We start from the raw sequence: 17,737 nt of genomic DNA, 5'->3' as shown, positions 1-17,737 counted from the left end.
ATCTATGTTTCGCACAATGATGAGAGCGAAGTTACATCGCGCAACAGTAACAGAGGCAAATTTAAATTATGTAGGTAGTATTACAATTGATGAAGATTTAATGGATGCAGTAAATATTGTAGAAAATGAAAAAGTACAAATTGTAAATAACAATAATGGTGCTCGCTTAGAGACATATGTTATTAAGGGAGAACGCGGTAGCGGTGTTGTGTGTTTAAATGGTGCAGCTGCAAGGCTTGTGCAACCAGGGGATAAAGTTATTATTATTTGCTACGGTCTAGTGGCAGAAGAAAATATCCATAAACAAGAGCCTAAAATTGCAGTATTAGACGATAATAATCAAATTATTGAAATGTTAGGTGCTGAAAAAGCAGGTACGATTTTATAAGTAAGAAGGCTATCTCTATTACGGAGATAGCTTTTTTGTGCATCTTTTCATTAAGATGAGATAAAACGTGGTATAGTAACATTATATAATTTTCTGTTTGATAGGTAAGAAATTGAGGTGTTACATATATGAGTAAGCGTTATGTCGTTGTGGATTTGGAGACGACAGGGAACTCCTGGAAGGATGGGAAAGATAAAATTACCCAAATTGCAGCTGTTGTAGTGGAAGATGGAGAGATATTAGAGATTTTTTCATCTTTTATTAATCCGAAGAGAGAGATTCCGCCATTTATTACAGAGTTAACAGGGATTGATGAGAGTATGGTTAAGCAAGCCCCGTTATTTCAAGATGTAGCCCCGATGGTTGTTGAGCTATTACAAGGTGCAGCTTTTGTTGCACATAACGTTCACTTTGATTGGAATTTTTTAACGGAAGAATTAAGGCAGGCTGGATATACAGAGATACATTGTCCAAAAGTTGATACAGTTGAGTTGGCGCAAATTCTTTTGCCGACGGCTGATAGTTATAAATTACGTGATTTAGCTAAACAACACGAACTAGAGCACGACCAACCGCATCGTGCGGATAGTGATGCTCTTGCAACAGCGGAATTGTTTTTACAATTTTTAAATGAAATTGAGAAGTTACCACTTGTAACCTTGCAATCGCTTTATGAATTGAGTGATGTTTTTCAAAGTGATATAGCGGATGTACTTTCTGAAAATATTTTAAAGAAAATGATGCATGGTAAAGAAGGGGCAGAAGGATATGAAGTGTATCGAAATATTGCGCTTCGAAAACGGAATTATTCTTTAAACCTCAGTGAAACATGCTCATTAAAATTTGATGCTTTCTTGCATAAGACTATTGATAAACTTGAGTTAAATATGCCGAAGTTTGAAAAAAGAGAAAGCCAACAGATTATGATGAAGGAAATATATACAGCACTAAGAGATTCTAGGTTTTCACTAATTGAAGCGGGAACAGGAACAGGGAAGACTCTTGCATATTTACTTCCGAGTATTTATTTTGCAAAGAAAAAAGAAGAACCTGTCATCATAAGTACCCAAACTGTACAATTACAACAACAAATACTAGAAAAAGAAATTCCGTTATTACAGAAAATAATGCCATTTTCATTTGAAGTAGCTCTTCTGAAAGGAAGAAAACATTATCTTTGTCTACATAAATTTGAATATGCTTTGCAAGAGGAAGAGAAAAATTATGATATGGCGCTCACAAAGGCAAAAATTTTAGTGTGGTTATTGCAAACGGAAACGGGCGATCGTGATGAATTAAATATTCCTGAGGGCGGAAAGTTACTTTGGAACCGTATTTGTAGTGATGTACATAGTCCAGGCGGAATGCAAAGTAACTGGTTTAGTCGTTGTTTTTATCAACGAGCAAAGAATAAAGCATTATTTGCAGATATCGTTATTACAAATCATGCGTTATTATTTCAAGATTTTTCAAGTGAAGAACCACTGTTTGCTTCGTGTGAACATATTATTTTTGATGAGGCGCATCATATTGAGGAAGCGGCAAGTAGAACATTAGGTGAACAGTTTTCCTGTATGTATTTTCAGCTAGTTTTATCTCGTCTTGGTACGTTAGAAACAGATGATGTACTTTCAAAAGTATATAAAATGATGAAAAAATCTGAACAAGCCTCTCGCTCAACTTTCCGTATGGTAAGTCATAGTTTGAAGGAATTGAAATTTGATGCGGATGAGTTATTCCAAATGTTACGTGCTTTCATCTTTAAACAAACAAAGCAGGAACAAGGGATAAGCAACATGCCACTCATTTATCGATATAACACGGAAGTAGAGAAAGGTAAGCTATGGGATAGTATTACCGAGTTAACAAATCGTTTTGTATATGATGTAAGAAAATTATTAACTACACTTGAGAAGCAAGTTGAAATATTGCAAAGTAAATTAGAGTGGGAGATGCATGTTGTTACAGGTGAATTTATGCATTTAATTGAGTTGTTGAGAAAGATGGCACAATCTTTACAGTTACTCATTTTAGAAAAAAATTCATATGTGACATGGATGGAAACTGAAACAAAGGGAACAATTCATTCAACAGTTTTATATGGGCAGCCTGTACATATTGGTGAAAGATTTGCTGATGAATTTTTAACAGAGAAAAAGAGTGTTATTTTCACATCTGCAACGTTAACAGTAAACGATTCATTTGACTATATAAAAGAAGAGCTAGGTCTATATGATTTTGCTCCAAATACATTACAGGTCCCATCACCATTTCGTTTTGAAGAGCAGATGAAATTAATGGTTTCAACGGATGTGCCTTTTATTAAACAAGCAAGTAATGAAGAATATATTGCATCTGTGTCGGCACATATTGCAAAAATAGCGAAAGCTACAGAAGGTAGAATGCTTGTTTTGTTCACTTCATATGAAATGTTGAAAGAAGCATATACGAATTTGAAAGATGATGAGGAATTAGAAGGATATTTATTATTAACGCAAAGTGTGAATAATAAGAGCAGAAGTCGTCTTATTCGTAAATTTCAAGAGTTTGATAAATCAATTTTGTTAGGAACAAGTAGTTTTTGGGAAGGGATAGACATACCTGGAGATGCCCTTAGTTGTCTTGTTATTGTCCGCCTTCCTTTTACGCCTCCTCATCAACCGATGATGGAAGCAAAAGGAGAATGGTTAAAAAATCAAGGAGAGGACGTATTTGCTAAGTTGGCACTCCCGCAAGCAATACTGCGATTCAAACAAGGATTTGGTCGTCTTATTAGAACAAGTACAGATACCGGGACGGTGTTTGTATTAGATCGTCGTTTGACAAGCGCTTCCTACGGAAAACGTTTTTTACAATCAATCCCAATTGTCCCGCTCTATGAAGGCCCTCTAGAAGAATTATTAGAGCAAGTAAAGGGACAGCCAACTGAATAAAATTGGAAGAAAAAATACGCCTGAAGTACGTTTACACTTCAGGCGTAAAAAATGTGGGTAGGAGGAATTTTATTTTTCTTACTTCTTGTATACAAAATGTATTGGTTTTCGACTTGAAACCTTTTTTTGCTGTACATGTCCTGCTATAATAGATGGGTGATGAAGCAGGGGTTGTAAAGAATGTACTCTTATTGTAACCGCATTGCGTTCTTCTATAATTAGAAATTTTTGTGTAACGGAGGAGTTTTTTCATGGATAAGAAAATCGAAGTCCTATCAACGACGCGTATTAAATATTCGTCTGACTTGTATAAAATTGTTGATAGTTTGAATCGTACGTTAAAAGAGCAGGACCTCATGTTCGGATTAGCATTAGACGAAAAAGATAAAGAAACAGCTGTATTTACGATTTACAGAACGTAGTGATACAATGAAAAAGTGGATCTTTGCAATCGTTATCGTAATCGTTGCTAGCGGAATATATGGGGCGTATGTTTATAATAAAGCAATGGAAAAGAAAATCCCTAAAGAGGCAAAATCTGTAGAAATTGCCAAAGAAAAGGCAAAGCTTACAAAAGTAAAATCTGTGGATTATTATAACGGAGAATCTTCATATACAGTCGTACAAGGTACAGATGAAAAAGGAGAACAACTTATCGTTTGGGTGCCTGAGAAAAAAGGGGAAGCTATAGTAAGGAAAAAGAGTGAAGGTATTTCTGAAAAAGAGGCTTTACAAAGAACGATTGAACAAGTCGGAGATGACAGTAAAGAGCCCAAAAGTAAGCCTAAAGAAATTTTAAAAGTGAAATTAGGCGTTGAAAACAATATACCACTATGGGAAGTTACATATATTGATGATGACAATCGTTATAGTTACTACAATCTTGCATTTCAAGATGGTCAGTTTTTAAAACGATATAGCATTGAAAAATAGATGTAGGGGGAACTACAAATGAAATTAGCAAAGCGAGTAGCTGCTTTAACACCATCGGCAACTTTAGAAATTACAGCAAAGGCACAAGCATTAAAAGCAGAAGGTCATGATGTAATTGGATTAGGGGCAGGAGAACCTGACTTTAATACGCCAGAACATATTATGGATGCTGCACATAAAGCGATGTTAGAAGGACATACGAAGTATACACCAACAGGTGGATTACAAGCGTTAAAACAAGAAATTGTGAAGAAGTTTACTCGCGATCAAGGAATTGCGTATGATCCGTCTGAAATTATTGTATGTAACGGTGCAAAACATGCATTATATACATTATTCCAAGTGTTACTTGATGAAGGAGATGAAGTTATCATCCCAACGCCTTACTGGGTAAGTTATCCGGAACAAGTAAAGCTTGCTGGTGGTAAGCCCGTTTATGTAGAAGGTCTTGAAGACAATGAATACAAAATTACAGCGAAGCAGCTGCGTGAGGCAATTACAGAGAAAACGAAAGCAGTTATTATTAATTCACCGAGCAATCCAACAGGAATGATTTACAGCAAAGAAGAATTACAACAGCTTGGAGAAGTATGTTTAGAACATGATATTTTAATCGTTTCAGATGAAATTTATGAAAAATTAATTTATGGTGGAGCAGAATATAATTCGGTTGCCCAGCTTTCTAATGCATTAAAAGAACAAACACTTATTATTAATGGTGTATCTAAATCTCATTCTATGACAGGATGGCGTATTGGATATGCAGCAGGAAATAAGCAGCTTATTAAAGCGATGACGAACTTAGCGAGTCATAGTACGTCAAACCCTACTTCAATCGCTCAATACGGCGCAATCGCGGCATATGCAGGCTCACAAGAACCTGTAGAAACAATGCGTCAAGCATTTGAAGAGAGATTAAACATTATTTATGATAAATTAATTCAAATCCCTGGCTTTACTTGCATTAAACCACAAGGTGCATTTTACTTATTCCCTAATGTAAAAGAAGCCGTAGCTTTATCAGGATACGAAAACGTTGATGATTGGGCAAAAGCTCTATTAGAAGAAGAAAAAGTGGCTCTTGTACCAGGTACAGGATTTGGTGCTCCAAATAACGTTCGCTTATCATATGCGACATCTCTTGAACAAGTAGAGAAAGCATTAGAACGCATTCATACGTTTATGAAAAGTAAAGTGCAAGCTTAATTGTATATTTTATTAACGCAATACAAAAAACCTTCCTACATAATAGGGAGGTTTTTTTGACGAATTGTGGCAAAAAGAAATAGCGAAAGGTGTGTTATACTAGAGAGCGAGGTGTTTGGTGATGAAAAAGAAAATGATGTTACAATGGTTTGAGCAGGGAAGCATTGCAATTCCAAAATTACTTATGATGCATTATAAAAAATTAGGTTTAAATGAAACTGAATTTATGGTTGTACTTCATGTACATACATTTTTAGAGTCGGGCAATTCGTTTCCAACTCCGTCAGAGATTTCAGAACGGATGACGATTAGTGAAATGAAATGTATGGAAGTCATTCAGGCATTGATTCAAAAAGGTTTTTTATCATTAGAAGGTGGACAAAAGTCAGAAGCGATGATGTGTGAAAGTTATTCTTTACAACCGCTCTGGGAAAAAATATTGCATTTCTTAATGAATGAATCAATAGAGGAAGAACAAAAAGAAATAAAACAATTGCAAGTAAATTTATATACAGTGTTTGAAAGGGAATTTGGAAGACCACTTTCTCCATTTGAATGTGAGACGTTGGGAATGTGGGAAGATCAAGATCAACATCATCCGAATTTAATTCAAGCGGCCCTTAGGGAAGCTGTAATGAGTGGTAAGCTTAATTTCAGATATATTGATCGTATTTTATTTGAGTGGAAAAAGAATGGTATTAAAACAGTAGATCAAGCCCAAAATCAAGGACGAAAGTTTAGAGCAAATCAACAACGAACGCAGCAAACGACAAAACAAGAGACGAAATTTACTGGGAAAGTGCCTTTTTATAATTGGTTAGAGCAGTAATATAGGAGGAAGTATATGTTAAATAAAACGCAAATTCGCTATTGTTTAGACACAATGGCGGATATGTATCCAGAAGCACATTGTGAATTAATTCATGATAATCCTTTTGAATTAGTAATTGCGGTAGCACTATCTGCACAATGTACAGATGCACTTGTAAATAAAGTGACGAAAAATTTATTTCAAAAATATAAAACACCAGAAGATTATTTAAGTGTATCTTTAGAAGAGTTACAACAAGATATACGTTCTATTGGGTTGTATAGAAATAAAGCAAAAAACATTCAAAAATTGTGTCAGATGTTGCTGGATGATTATAATGGAAAAGTTCCAGAAGACCGTGACGAGTTGACGAAATTACCAGGAGTAGGGAGAAAAACAGCAAATGTAGTTGTTTCGGTAGCGTATGGCATCCCGGCAATTGCTGTTGATACGCATGTAGAAAGAGTGAGTAAACGGTTAGCGATTTGTAGATGGAAAGATTCGGTGTTAGAAGTAGAAAAGACATTAATGAAGAAAGTTCCAATGGATGAATGGGGCGTTACACATCACCGTATGATTTTCTTTGGACGTTATCACTGTAAAGCACAACGACCACAATGTGAAGAATGCCCTTTACTAGAAATTTGTCGTGAAGGAAAGAAGCGAATGAAGGGGAAATAAAGGATGGAACGAGTGATAGAAATACCGAAAGAATTTCGATGCTTACCATTTTTTAAAGAAAGTATACATTCGATTGCATATTATACAGAACAGTCTTTTGAAGAAATCATACAACATACTTATTTTATATATGATATGGAAAGACAATATGAGCCGTGGAATGAAATTGAAAAAAGTATTCCAGTACTATTGAATGTATGGAAAAGTAAGCATGAAGACATTGCTACACTATTTCGAAATAGAAATAAGCAAGAAGCGGAAGGCCCAATGATTCTTTTTGCAGCGCATTTGTTATCAATTGTATATTGGTTAAATGAGCAACCTATTCATAGTTTGAACAAAATGGAAGATTACACGAGTATGTTGGAAGTACAACCAGTGAATTTTATAGAGCGCTATTCGTTCATTATAAAGAAACCGAATAATTATCATTCTTATATTCAGTTAGCGCAGTTGTATATTGAAATAGAAAAGCTATATGTAAAGAAAATGATAACAAAAAAGAAGTCCTTTTCNNGAAAAGGACTTCTTTTTTGTATTAAGACTCTGTTGTAACAACATTTCCGTTTGCGTGTGGTGTATCTTCACCTGTATTTTGTTGTTGCTCTTGTTGTTTCTTAGCTTCTTCTTCAGCTTTTTTTCTAGCTTCTTCTTCAGCTTTTCTCTTAGCTTCTTCTTCAGCTTTTTTCTTAGCTTCTTCTTCAGCTCTTTTTCTAGCTTCCTCATCAGCTTTCTTTTGAGCTTCTTCTTGTTGTTTTCGTTGTTGTTCTTGCTGCTGTTGCTCTTGTTGTTTACGCTGCTCTTCCTCAGCTTTTTTCTTAGCTTCTTCTTGTTTTAATTTATCTTCATTAGCCTTTTTCTGAGCTTCCTCATCAGCTTTTTTCTTAGCTTCTTCTTCGGCTTTTTTCTTAGCTTCTTCTTCAGTTTTCTTCGCATCTGGAGTTCCGCCAGGCGCAGTGAAGGATGCTCCAACTGCTGGGCTTGTTCCAGTACCTTTTTTCGCTACTACAGAGAAGCTGTAAGTAACGCCTGGTTTAATACCACCAAGAGTAGCTGTCGTACCATTTATTGATAAACTACCACTTGAACCGTCAGTTGCTTTATAGCTTGCTGCATACGCATCAACTTCTGCTGGTCCAGACCAGTTTAGTGTAACTGTGCTAGCCCCATCGAAAGTAACGTTAAGACCACTAGGTGCATCTACTTTAATTTGTTTCACTGCATCTTTCTTAGCACCTTTTACGTATAATTCACCATTTAATTCTTGTACAGAAGAAGGACGTTCGAAACGTGATTTATCTGTAGCGAATTTGCTCATCATTACTTGGAACATTTGTTGCGCAATTTTAGTAGAGCGATCGCCAATGTAATTTTCTGGACCATCTTTTTCGTAACCAGTCCAAACAGCCATTGTATATTGCGGTGTATATCCAGCGAACCAGCTATCTCTGTTTGCATCAGCTGGAATACCATATTTTTTAATCACGTCTGCATCAAAGTTTTGAGTTCCTGTTTTACCTGCTACATCTATACCTGGAACGTATGCTGTTGGACCTGTACCACCAGCACCAGGTTTTACTACGTCACGAAGAACGTCAGTCACCATGTAAGCTGTGTAGTCTTGCATCGCACGTTGTTCTTTCGGTTTAAAACTTTTCTTTTTCCCATCTGGGAAGATAACTTCTTTTACGAAGTGCGGTTTATTGTAGTTCCCACCGTTACCAAAGGCTGCATATGCCCCCGCTAATTGTAATGGAGAACTATCGTTACTACCAATTGCTGTTGATTCATATGTTTTGCCATCTTTAAATGTCATACCTAAACCTTCAGCAAACGCTTGTGACTTAGGAAGACCAACCGCTTGAGCTGTCTTTAAAGCCGGAATGTTTAATGATTTTTTCAAAGCTTCACGTAGTGAAACGTCACCTTTGTAACTATTTGTTGCATTTCGTATTTTTTTACCATCGGAATACGTATATTCTGAGTCATTTAATTGATGATATGTAGACCATTGTAAATTCTCAATTGCTGGACCGTAGTCGAAAATTGGTTTCATTGTTGAACCAACTTGGCGTTTTAAATCAGTGGCCATATTATGACCTTTGAAAGTAGACTTACTTTCTTTACGCCCAGCTCCAATTGCTCGAACTTCTCCAGATTGTGTATCCATAAATACGAATGATCCTTGGAATTGATCGTTCGGATACTTAATAAGGTTGCCATCCATAATTTTATCAGCATAATCTTGAGCATCTTGATCAAGTGTTGTATGGATCGTTAAACCATCTGAACCGATATTTACATCGGGGTATTCTTTTTCAACTTCTTTTACAACAGCATCTAAAAATGCTTGATACTTCATCTCTGTTACTTCTGAAGATGGTTGAAGACCCTCAGTTACAGGGATTTTCGTTGCGTTATCCATTTCAGCTTTTGTTATATAACCATGTCGATTCATTAATGACAATACGACATTACGACGATTTGTTGCTCGTTCAACATTTTCCTTTTTGGTTGGATCATAAATGTTTGGACCTTGGGGTAAACCAGCGAGCATAGCAGCTTCATGTAACTGTAAGTCTTTTAAATCTTTGTCATAATATTTTTTTGCTGCTGTTGCAATACCGTACGAACGGTTACCTAAGTTAATCTTATTTAAGTACATTTCTAAAATTTCATGTTTAGAGTATTGTTGCTCTAATTTGTAAGATAGGTACCATTCTTGCACTTTTCTCTTTGCAGTTTTGTCCATCGTTAGAAAATAGTTTTTAACTACTTGTTGTGTAATCGTACTACCACCTTGAGATCCAAATCCTCCAGTGACATTTTCCATTACTGCTTTTGTAGTTCGTTTAAAATCAATTCCATTATGATCATAGAAACGTGAATCCTCAGTTGCAAGGAATGCATTTTCAACTACTTTTGGAATTTGATCATACGTAACGTGGGTTCGTTTTTCAGCACCGTATTCATAGAAAAAGTTCCCGTCCTTATCAAGAAACTTTGTTGATAAAGGGTTGACAAGTTTTGATTTTTCTAATTTTGGAGCATCCTGCACCATAACAAAGAAAGCGGACACGCCAGCTACAAGACCAACGATACCAAGAAGTAGACAACCTATAAGGAATTTTTTAAAAAAGGAGCCTTTTTTCTTTGGTTTTTTCTCTGTATTTGTTTCTTGCTTTTGATTTTTTACATGATTTCGTTCTGTACGAGAACGATAATTATCTGACATTATACTTTCTCCTACCTTTCATTCTCTCCCCAAAAGTCGAAAAAAGAGCCTTAGTGATGACTCTATCACGAAAAATAAACCGTGTCTAGTACACGGATATAATCAATCCGAGGGTGATAACCGCATGATAATAAAGATCCATGCTCTTCTATTTCTTCTTTCGTAATCGATTTTCTTCCACCTGTATTTTGACGATTCCAAAATGCAATAATATGTTTTGCTTCTAATAAATAAAGTTCATCAAAAAGTGTAAATTTAATAATAACAAATGCAATTCCATTATGAGCGATTACTTGCTTCATATGTTCAATTTGATGAAGGTGGAAGTTTTGAAGTGGAAAGCTGGTTTTATTTTTTGTTTCTTTCGCTTCAAAATCGATGTATTTCCCTTTATATACACCGTTGTAATCTGTTGTAGAAGGTTGTTTAAAATACGCTTCTTTTACCACTGCAGCACTTCGAGCGGGGTAATCCACTTTTACAATTTGAAGAGGTGTAGGTTTTTTATGTACGCATGCAATATTATGGGTTAAGTAATATTCATTCGTTTCATTCAATTCCTCTTCAAGGGACATACCTCTATTACTGTAAGTATGTTTTTTAATTGGTGTTTTATGAGGTTGTGAAGCTTGATTGTACCGTTTTCCATTTGGGTAACGAATGGTCATAGTGTGTCCACTCCCAACTTGCTAAGAATTACTTACAAAGGTGATTATAACAAAAAATGAAAAAAGATGTGACCTTTTTCAAGAAAGGTATGATGACTTCTTTATGTTTACATGGAATGATTATGAAAAAATTAAACAATATCGTAAAAATATGGTCTGTACAGAAGAAGAGAAAGCAATCGTTTACAACATTAATAGGGAAATAGAAATAGCTAATATGGACAACATTTCTCGAACGCAGTGTTATCAAGAATATTATGTAAGAAATAGTGAAATTAGATGGGCTTTTTTAGCAAGTATGGTCTCGAGAAATGCGGGATGGAATATGACTGATCTAGAAGGGAGATATTATGCTACTGTTTTACCTCAAACAGTAAAAAAACATTTGTTTCTAACTTATGAAGAAGCAAATTGGATTATTTTTTTAGATGCATTTCCTCAGCTATTGTTATACGAAGAAAGTAAGAGGAGACAGGCGCCACTATTCTACTTGTTACAATATTTCAACGTATCAATTTTTATGGAGAAAGAATGGTTATATTTTTGGGAGAAAAAAGATATAAATAGGCTCATGATAGCGCTTATTATAAATGAACAAAATAAAATTCAAAAACCAATTATTGAGAATGCATATTTTAAAAAGCATGTATTTCATACGGTACTTTTTAAATTGCAAGAAATGCTTCATATTAGTGCCGTTATTTTTCCAACCGTCGAAGGGAATATGTATGGTTTTTCAGTTTATCAATTTGAAACGTTACAAAAGCGTATAGAACTAGGAAAGAAATTAGCGGCGTTACTGTTCCATCCGAATTACAAACGTTTATTCCATAGGTTCGCATCACAAACGATACACACAGGATCAAGAGCAGATTATGAACATTATGTAAGAGAAGCGAGAAAATCTTGTACACCAGCCCTTAGAGAGGTTTATCCTGTTGTTGCACATAAGGAAATCAGTATGAGAGATTGGTTTTGTAGAGATACGGAAATAAAAGAGCTGTTTTTGCTAAAAGAGTATAAGGGAGAAGTTGATATAACGGAATGGTATAAAAGAAAGAGGGAGCAAATCTATGCTGCTTCTATCGTAAATCGTTTTGTTAAAAGGATAGATGAGTTCATGATATAATAAAAAAGAAGTCCCGTCTTCATTTGTGAAGACGGGACTTCTTAATGTGAAGTAATCCTGCAACGAGTAAAGATTCAATCTCAAAATGTAATGAATATAAGAGATTAAGGATACTTCAGAAATAAACTTTTTGTAAAAGTGCTACATTTTCACTTTACCCCGCTATTTGCTGGGCAGTAAGACCCTGACTCAAAATTCAGTGAAAGCAAAGAATTTAGGTGAGGGCTGATTAAAGTTTCACTTTATGTAGCAGGGAAGTTTGGACCATCTAACTTTGGATTACCAGTTTCGGGTTTATTTTGTTTGTCTTGTTTTTTCTTTTTTTCGTTTTTATTCTTTGCCATTTTCATGCACCTCCTTTTTGTATTGTTACCATTTCTATAAATGACATGCAAAATGATTTCTTTGACGAATAACAACTAGTTTTGTCATGTGGGCAGGAGTGCGAAATCATTCGGCGAAATTACATGACAAAGGAAAAGCAAAGAAGGAGGCGTTTTGTATATGGCGATGGTTCAGAAGGAAGATGTAATGAAAAGAATGGATCAAATGTTAAGTTCTCTCGATTTGCTGGAAATGAATATAGGGATTAGAATGAATCATGCATTGAAGGATAAGAGTGAAAAAATATGCAACAAGATAGAAATAACAGAAATGCATATTGAGCATATGGAAAATAAATTAGTGCATCACGAAGAAAAAGGGAACTGGGTAAAAGCATTTCAAAACGTCGTAGTGAGTGCATAATAAGGTGGGAATAAAATGGTGTATGAAGCGTTAGTACAGTCTTCGGAAAAACTTATGCAGTATAATAATGAAGCAAATGTGAAAAAAAGAGAAATGGTTGAATACGATTTTTATAAGGATATGAAACCGTTTGTAAATATGGTAGATGAAGAATTAGCAGTGTGGAAAGAATTGGCTTATAAATGGATTAAGGAAGAAAAACCGAAGTATATACATGTACAGCAAATTGATCAAGTATACGATAATTTACAAACAAATGTGTTGCAATGCTTTGTAAATAAAGGTAAAGGTAAGCGATTCTTTGAAACGCATCAAGCCATTTCGTATACTTTGCAAAATATAATTGAGCAATGTAAGTAACAAGAGGGGAAACCCTCTTGTTTTTTATGCTTCTGTCACTGTTGTAGGTTTTGTTGCCCCGTTTATTTCTAGTTCTTTTATTAACGCTCGGTAATCGGAAATGCATATTTTTCCTTCGAGATACCAATGTCTCGCAAAGTCTAATAATTCATTTACATTTTCTGTGTAATACCCCTTTTTTTGAGAAAACGCTTGTTTTAAATCCCCTAATACCATGTTGATTCCTCCCCCATGAGAATCTTCTTCTTCATTATCATAGCATGGAAGGGTTTTCTTTTTTAATTTTTTAAAAATTTAAACTTCCGACAAAAATAGACAGATACTCCGTCACACATATTATTTTACAGGTACATATTATATATGTAGAAACTTATGTGAAGGAGGAGAGAATGCATGTTTCAACAACCAAACGTATATCAGCAAGCTAATCCATATACACAGCAAAATATGTACCAATATAATCCAGATACATATTTAAGGTATAATATGTATCCTTTCGAGCCTTATTATGGAAATCAAAATTATTATCAACCATTTGAAGTGTCGTTTATGAATCAACAACAACCGCAGCAGCCTTATATGAATCAACAACAACCTTATATGAATTCGCAATATTATATGCCGCCATCCCCTTATGGAAATCAACAAGCGATGTTTTACCCGCCAAAACAACCGTATCCGACACAGAATAAGCAAAAACAACAACAGCAACCGAGTCAGTTTTCTAGTTTTGTTTCCCAATTTAAAACGTCAGATGGGAACTATGATGTAAATAAAATGATGAATACAGCCGGACAAATGATGAATGCGATGAATCAAGTAACAGGTATTGTAAAGCAAGTTGGAGGATTTTTTGGTAAGTAATTTTGGAGGATTGTCTATAAAAAGTATGGTGTATGAAGTAAGGACTAGACAAATTTCCTTGTAATAAATGGGTATATATAACAAACGGCTTTCCCTCTTTTCTCATACTGTAAAGTGTAATCAGATTTTTTTACGAGAGAGGAGAGAAAAAACTATGCATCATTGTCATCCTTGTTTTGGAGGGCATAAGCCTGTAGGACCTATCTGTACAACTGCTCCTGTCATTCATCCGACGAAACAATGCGTAACACATTCTTTTTCAACAACGGTGGTGCCACACATTTTCCCGACGCATACAACACATGTACATCATCAGCAAATTAAAAACCAAAACTTCTTCCCACAAACAAACTCGAATGTAAATGTTGTAGACCCTGGTAATCCAGGATCTGTTGGTGGATCTGTTGGTGGATTTGGCGGCGGATGTGGACCATGTGGTCAAGGACATCATGGACATCACGGACATCACGTATCTCCATTCGGTCCAGGACCAAATGTATCACCATTCTTACCGAATAACGTATCACCGGTAGGGCCAAATGTATCACCATTTTTACCAAACGTAGGTCCGAATATTGGACCAAACGTTGGTGGAATATTTAAAAAGTAAATGATATGTTAGAACTAGCGAAATGCTAGTTCTTTTTTTGTAATTGGAGTGTTGGTATGAAAGTGATTGCTGTAACGGGGTATAAACCGTTTGAACTTGGTATATTTAAAAATGATCATCCAGGGGTGGAATGTATAAAAAAGGCATTGCACCGAAAATTAACTGCTTTTGTAGAAGAAGGTTTGGAATGGGTGATAATAAGTGGGCAATTAGGGGTCGAATTATGGGCTGCTGAAGTTGTTTTTGAAATGCAAGTAGAATACCCAGATTTAAAATTAGGTATTTTTACTCCTTTTTTAGAACAAGAAGAAAATTGGAAGGAAGATAACCGTGAATATTACGAATTTATTCTCTCTCAAGCAGATCATATTGATAGTATTACGAAACGGAAGTACGAAAGTCCAGAGCAATTTAAATTAAAAAATCAATTTTTTATTGAAAAAAGTGATGCCCTTTTAGCTGTATATGATGAAGAAAAACCAGGGAGTCCTAAATATATTGTAGAAGCAGCAAAGAAAAAAGGAGAAATAGAAAATTATCACAGTTATTTCATTCTTTTTTCTGATTTACAAGATATAATAGAAGAGGAACAGTGGAATAATGCTGAGTAATATGTAATATAGTACTCGTATATATGATTGACAAAAAGCATTGTTTCTGAAAAAATTTAGTTAATGAAAGTTTTGGCAAAAATTTGAGGTGAAGAAAATGATTTCGGATAAAATTAAATTAACGGCAAAAGATATTTTAGAAAAAGAATTTAAAACAGGTATGAGAGGTTATCAACAAGAAGAAGTAGACAAGTTTCTTGATATGATCATTAAAGACTATGAAGCTTTCCACAAGGAGTTTGAGCAATTAAAGCAACAAAATGCTCGTTTAAAGCGTGAACTAGAGGAACAAAAACTAGCGGCAACGCAAATTCCACAACAACCTGTACAACAACCAGTTGCACAACCCGTATATAACAGCACGAATACGGATATTTTAAAACGTCTATCTAATTTAGAAAAAGCTGTATTTGGAAGTAAGTTATACGAATAATTTCTAGTGGGAAAAAAGTTAAAGCATTTTACATAGAAAAAAACATTGCAAAATCTTTTTGTTTCCACTATACTAATGGATGTCATAACGTTTGGGTAATCGCTGCAACGCCAACGTTGTAGAGGAAAGTCCATGCTCGCACGGCCTGAGATGGCTGTAGTGTTCGTGCCTAGCCAATTCATAAGCTAGGGTATTCTGGCTGTAAGGCTGGTTTAACGGCAGGGAAAAAACCTAAGTCCTTTCGGATATGGTTTGACTACCTTTAAAGTGCCACAGTGACGAAGTCCTTGAAGAAATGATAGGAGTGGAACGAGGTAAACCCCACGAGCGAGAAACCCAAATAATGGTAGGGGAATCTTTTCCAAGGAAATGAACGATGGGAAAGGACAGGTTGTATAACCTGTAGATAGATGATTGCCACCGGAGTACGAGGCGTGGGCCGTTTGCAGTACAAAGGAACAGAACATGGCTTACAGAACGTTATGAACCAACTATGAAATAACTCAGCTCTCCTTTGTTAGAGGAGGGCTTTTTATTTGTATGAAGTTATAATGTATGAGTTAAAATGGTTAATGAGAAAATTTTTTGTAAAATGTAATGATTAATAGGATAAACGGCTATTAAATCATTGTTTGAATATACATAAGAGGTGAATGCAAATGGGAAAAGTTACTTTAATCGCAACGGCGGCAATGGGTATTGAAGCGTTAGTTGCCCGAGAAGTTCGTGATCTTGGTTATGAATGCCAAGTAGAAAACAGCAAAGTAACATTTGAAGCAGATGAAAAGGCGATTTGTCGCACGAACTTATGGTTACGTACTGCGGACCGTGTGAAAATTAAAGTTGGCGAATTCAAAGCGACAACATTTGATGAGCTGTTTGAGAAAACGAAAGCATTAAACTGGGGAGATTATATCCCAGAGAATGGTGAGTTCCCTGTTATCGGTAAATCTTTAAAATCTGAGTTATTCAGTGTTTCAGATTGCCAACGTATCGTTAAAAAGGCTGTTGTTGAAAAATTAAAAACAACATATAAACGTACAACTTGGTTTGAAGAAGATGGTCCGTTATTCCGTATTGAGATTGCAATGCTTAAGGATATTGCAACATTGACAATTGATGCGAGTGGTGTTGGACTTCATAAACGCGGATACCGTGTGGATCAAGGGGAAGCTCCTTTAAAAGAAACATTAGCTGCGTCTTTAATTAAATTAACAAACTGGAAGCCAGATCGTCCTTTCGTTGATCCTTTCTGTGGATCAGGTACAATTCCGATTGAAGCAGCATTAATTGGACAAAATATCGCACCAGGATTTAACCGTGGCTTTGCATCAGATGAGTGGGGCTGGGTAGGTAAACAAAACTGGCGTGAAGCTCGTCAAGAAGCTGAAGATTTAGCGAATTATGATCAACCATTACAAATCATTGGATCAGATATTGATCATCGTATGATCCGAGTTGCTCAAGATAATGCAGAAGAAGTAGGCTTAGGCGATTTAATTACATTTAAACAAATGCAAGTAAAAGATTTCACAACAAAAGAGGATTATGGCTATGTTGTAACGAATCCTCCATACGGAGAACGTTTAAGTGAAAAAGCACTTGTTGAACAATTGTACAAAGAAATGGGACAAGTATTCCGTCCATTAGATACATGGTCAGCGTATGTATTAACAAGTTACGAAGCATTTGAGAAGTGCTACGGAAAAGATGCATCGAAGAAACGTAAACTGTTTAACGGATTTATCCGTACAGATTACTACCAGTACTTCGGAAAACGTCCACCGCGTAATTCATAGTATAAAACTTCTCCAGCGCGCATATACTGGCTATTATGTAATGCGTAAAGGAGGAACTAATATGGATAGTTTCCAATTATCAATGATTCAAAAGGCTATTCACCGTACGTATGATGAGCTCGGAAAAGAAGTGGATAGTCAAGGTGTGATTGTAGATGAAATACAAAAAGCACAAGAAGAATATTTGTCAGCTCTTTCACATGAAACAGCGATTGATAAACGGTATTTAAAGTCATTAATATAGAAGAAAATTTTCCTTTTTCGAAAGGAAAATTTTTTTTCGTGTATTTATCCCGCTTTAATGGGCAGTAAGACCCCCACCTCAAAAT

Annotated in this window: 21 protein-coding genes and 1 other RNA gene; 18 read left to right on the top strand and 4 right to left on the bottom strand. The window is 35.5% G+C overall.

The features are described from left to right. Positions 1 to 4: 4 nt before the first annotated feature. The 8 genes from panD to COL05_RS24615 all read left to right on the top strand — a co-directional run bounded on the left by panD (position 5) and on the right by COL05_RS24615 (position 7,507). On the top strand, positions 5 to 388 hold the full coding sequence (gene panD, locus COL05_RS24650) for an aspartate 1-decarboxylase (protein ID WP_000490177.1): 384 nt from the start codon (positions 5 to 7) through the stop codon (positions 386 to 388). Between the two features lie 128 nt (positions 389 to 516). Continuing rightward, on the top strand, positions 517 to 3,321 hold the full coding sequence (dinG, locus tag COL05_RS24645) for an ATP-dependent DNA helicase DinG (RefSeq protein WP_098670503.1): 2,805 nt from the start codon (positions 517 to 519) through the stop codon (positions 3,319 to 3,321). A 251-nt stretch (positions 3,322 to 3,572) separates the two neighbouring features. After that, on the top strand, positions 3,573 to 3,743 hold the full coding sequence (locus COL05_RS24640; protein WP_000358352.1) for a YpmA family protein: 171 nt from the start codon (positions 3,573 to 3,575) through the stop codon (positions 3,741 to 3,743). Between the two features lie 7 nt (positions 3,744 to 3,750). Continuing rightward, a complete protein-coding gene (locus COL05_RS24635) occupies positions 3,751 to 4,254 on the top strand; it encodes a cell wall elongation regulator TseB-like domain-containing protein (RefSeq protein WP_071757495.1) in 504 nt (167 codons plus the stop codon). An 18-nt stretch (positions 4,255 to 4,272) separates the two neighbouring features. Further along, positions 4,273 to 5,460, top strand: a complete 1,188-nt coding sequence (gene aspB / locus COL05_RS24630; RefSeq protein WP_098670502.1) for an aspartate transaminase AspB — start codon at positions 4,273 to 4,275, stop codon at positions 5,458 to 5,460. A 121-nt stretch (positions 5,461 to 5,581) separates the two neighbouring features. Further along, complete coding sequence (dnaD, locus tag COL05_RS24625; protein WP_098670501.1) at positions 5,582 to 6,289, top strand: DNA replication protein DnaD; 708 nt, start codon at positions 5,582 to 5,584, stop codon at positions 6,287 to 6,289. Between the two features lie 15 nt (positions 6,290 to 6,304). Next, positions 6,305 to 6,952, top strand: coding sequence for an endonuclease III (gene nth, locus COL05_RS24620; RefSeq protein WP_098670500.1), 648 nt, complete (start codon positions 6,305 to 6,307; stop codon positions 6,950 to 6,952). 3 nt (positions 6,953 to 6,955) lie between these two features. Beyond that, positions 6,956 to 7,507 (top strand): YpoC family protein, encoded by a 552-nt coding sequence (locus COL05_RS24615; protein WP_098670499.1) that lies wholly within the window; start codon positions 6,956 to 6,958, stop codon positions 7,505 to 7,507. On the opposite strand, the gene COL05_RS24610 is transcribed toward COL05_RS24615, so the two are convergent. Together COL05_RS24610 and recU are read right to left on the bottom strand one after the other, a co-directional pair. Continuing rightward, positions 7,491 to 10,187 (bottom strand): PBP1A family penicillin-binding protein, encoded by a 2,697-nt coding sequence (locus COL05_RS24610; protein WP_098670498.1) that lies wholly within the window; start codon positions 10,185 to 10,187, stop codon positions 7,491 to 7,493. The genes COL05_RS24615 and COL05_RS24610 overlap by 17 nt on opposite strands. A 65-nt stretch (positions 10,188 to 10,252) precedes the next feature. Then, positions 10,253 to 10,855 (bottom strand): Holliday junction resolvase RecU, encoded by a 603-nt coding sequence (gene recU, locus COL05_RS24605; RefSeq protein ID WP_098670497.1) that lies wholly within the window; start codon positions 10,853 to 10,855, stop codon positions 10,253 to 10,255. 103 nt (positions 10,856 to 10,958) lie between these two features. On the opposite strand from recU, the gene COL05_RS24600 reads away from it, so the two are divergent. Continuing rightward, positions 10,959 to 11,984: a DUF2515 domain-containing protein gene (locus tag COL05_RS24600; protein ID WP_098670543.1), complete on the top strand. Its 1,026-nt coding sequence runs from the start codon at positions 10,959 to 10,961 to the stop codon at positions 11,982 to 11,984. Between the two features lie 242 nt (positions 11,985 to 12,226). On the opposite strand, the gene COL05_RS32030 is transcribed toward COL05_RS24600, so the two are convergent. Further along, entirely contained in the window at positions 12,227 to 12,403 is a 177-nt protein-coding gene (locus COL05_RS32030; RefSeq protein WP_098670496.1) for a phage portal protein, read from the bottom strand. A gap of 85 nt (positions 12,404 to 12,488) precedes the next feature. Between COL05_RS32030 and COL05_RS24590 the strand changes: the two genes are divergently transcribed. Together COL05_RS24590 and COL05_RS24585 are read left to right on the top strand one after the other, a co-directional pair. Further along, positions 12,489 to 12,731, top strand: a complete 243-nt coding sequence (locus COL05_RS24590) for a hypothetical protein (protein ID WP_142337651.1) — start codon at positions 12,489 to 12,491, stop codon at positions 12,729 to 12,731. A gap of 15 nt (positions 12,732 to 12,746) precedes the next feature. Next, a complete protein-coding gene (locus COL05_RS24585) occupies positions 12,747 to 13,091 on the top strand; it encodes a YppE family protein (RefSeq protein WP_098670494.1) in 345 nt (114 codons plus the stop codon). 24 nt (positions 13,092 to 13,115) lie between these two features. On the opposite strand, the gene COL05_RS24580 is transcribed toward COL05_RS24585, so the two are convergent. Then, positions 13,116 to 13,307 (bottom strand): YppF family protein, encoded by a 192-nt coding sequence (locus tag COL05_RS24580; protein WP_098670493.1) that lies wholly within the window; start codon positions 13,305 to 13,307, stop codon positions 13,116 to 13,118. 177 nt (positions 13,308 to 13,484) lie between these two features. Here COL05_RS24580 and COL05_RS24575 point away from each other — a divergent pair, with 177 nt between their 5' ends. The 7 genes from COL05_RS24575 (at position 13,485) to COL05_RS24545 (ending at position 17,652) form a co-directional block, all read left to right on the top strand. Next, complete coding sequence (locus tag COL05_RS24575) at positions 13,485 to 13,955, top strand: YppG family protein (protein WP_098670492.1); 471 nt, start codon at positions 13,485 to 13,487, stop codon at positions 13,953 to 13,955. A gap of 154 nt (positions 13,956 to 14,109) precedes the next feature. Next, positions 14,110 to 14,565, top strand: a complete 456-nt coding sequence (locus tag COL05_RS24570) for a CotD family spore coat protein (protein ID WP_098670491.1) — start codon at positions 14,110 to 14,112, stop codon at positions 14,563 to 14,565. 56 nt (positions 14,566 to 14,621) lie between these two features. Further along, on the top strand, positions 14,622 to 15,176 hold the full coding sequence (locus COL05_RS24565) for an SLOG family protein (protein ID WP_098670490.1): 555 nt from the start codon (positions 14,622 to 14,624) through the stop codon (positions 15,174 to 15,176). A 97-nt stretch (positions 15,177 to 15,273) separates the two neighbouring features. Beyond that, a complete protein-coding gene (gpsB, locus tag COL05_RS24560; protein WP_098670489.1) occupies positions 15,274 to 15,609 on the top strand; it encodes a cell division regulator GpsB in 336 nt (111 codons plus the stop codon). A gap of 87 nt (positions 15,610 to 15,696) precedes the next feature. Next, positions 15,697 to 16,087, top strand: an RNA gene (gene rnpB, locus COL05_RS24555) — RNase P RNA component class B. Positions 16,088 to 16,268: 181 nt separating this feature from the next. Further along, the gene (locus tag COL05_RS24550; RefSeq protein ID WP_000521234.1) at positions 16,269 to 17,408 is read left to right on the top strand and encodes a THUMP domain-containing class I SAM-dependent RNA methyltransferase; all 1,140 of its coding nucleotides are present in this window, start codon (positions 16,269 to 16,271) and stop codon (positions 17,406 to 17,408) included. Positions 17,409 to 17,469: 61 nt separating this feature from the next. Then, the gene (locus COL05_RS24545) at positions 17,470 to 17,652 is read left to right on the top strand and encodes a DUF3921 domain-containing protein (protein WP_000376898.1); all 183 of its coding nucleotides are present in this window, start codon (positions 17,470 to 17,472) and stop codon (positions 17,650 to 17,652) included. Positions 17,653 to 17,737: the final 85 nt, after the last annotated feature.

Source organism: Bacillus sp. AFS059628, assembly GCF_002571225.1.
Classification (GTDB): Bacteria; Bacillota; Bacilli; order Bacillales; family Bacillaceae_G; genus Bacillus_A.
Note: the sequence above shows the minus strand (reverse complement) of the source record. Positions and strands in the feature narration are given on the sequence as shown.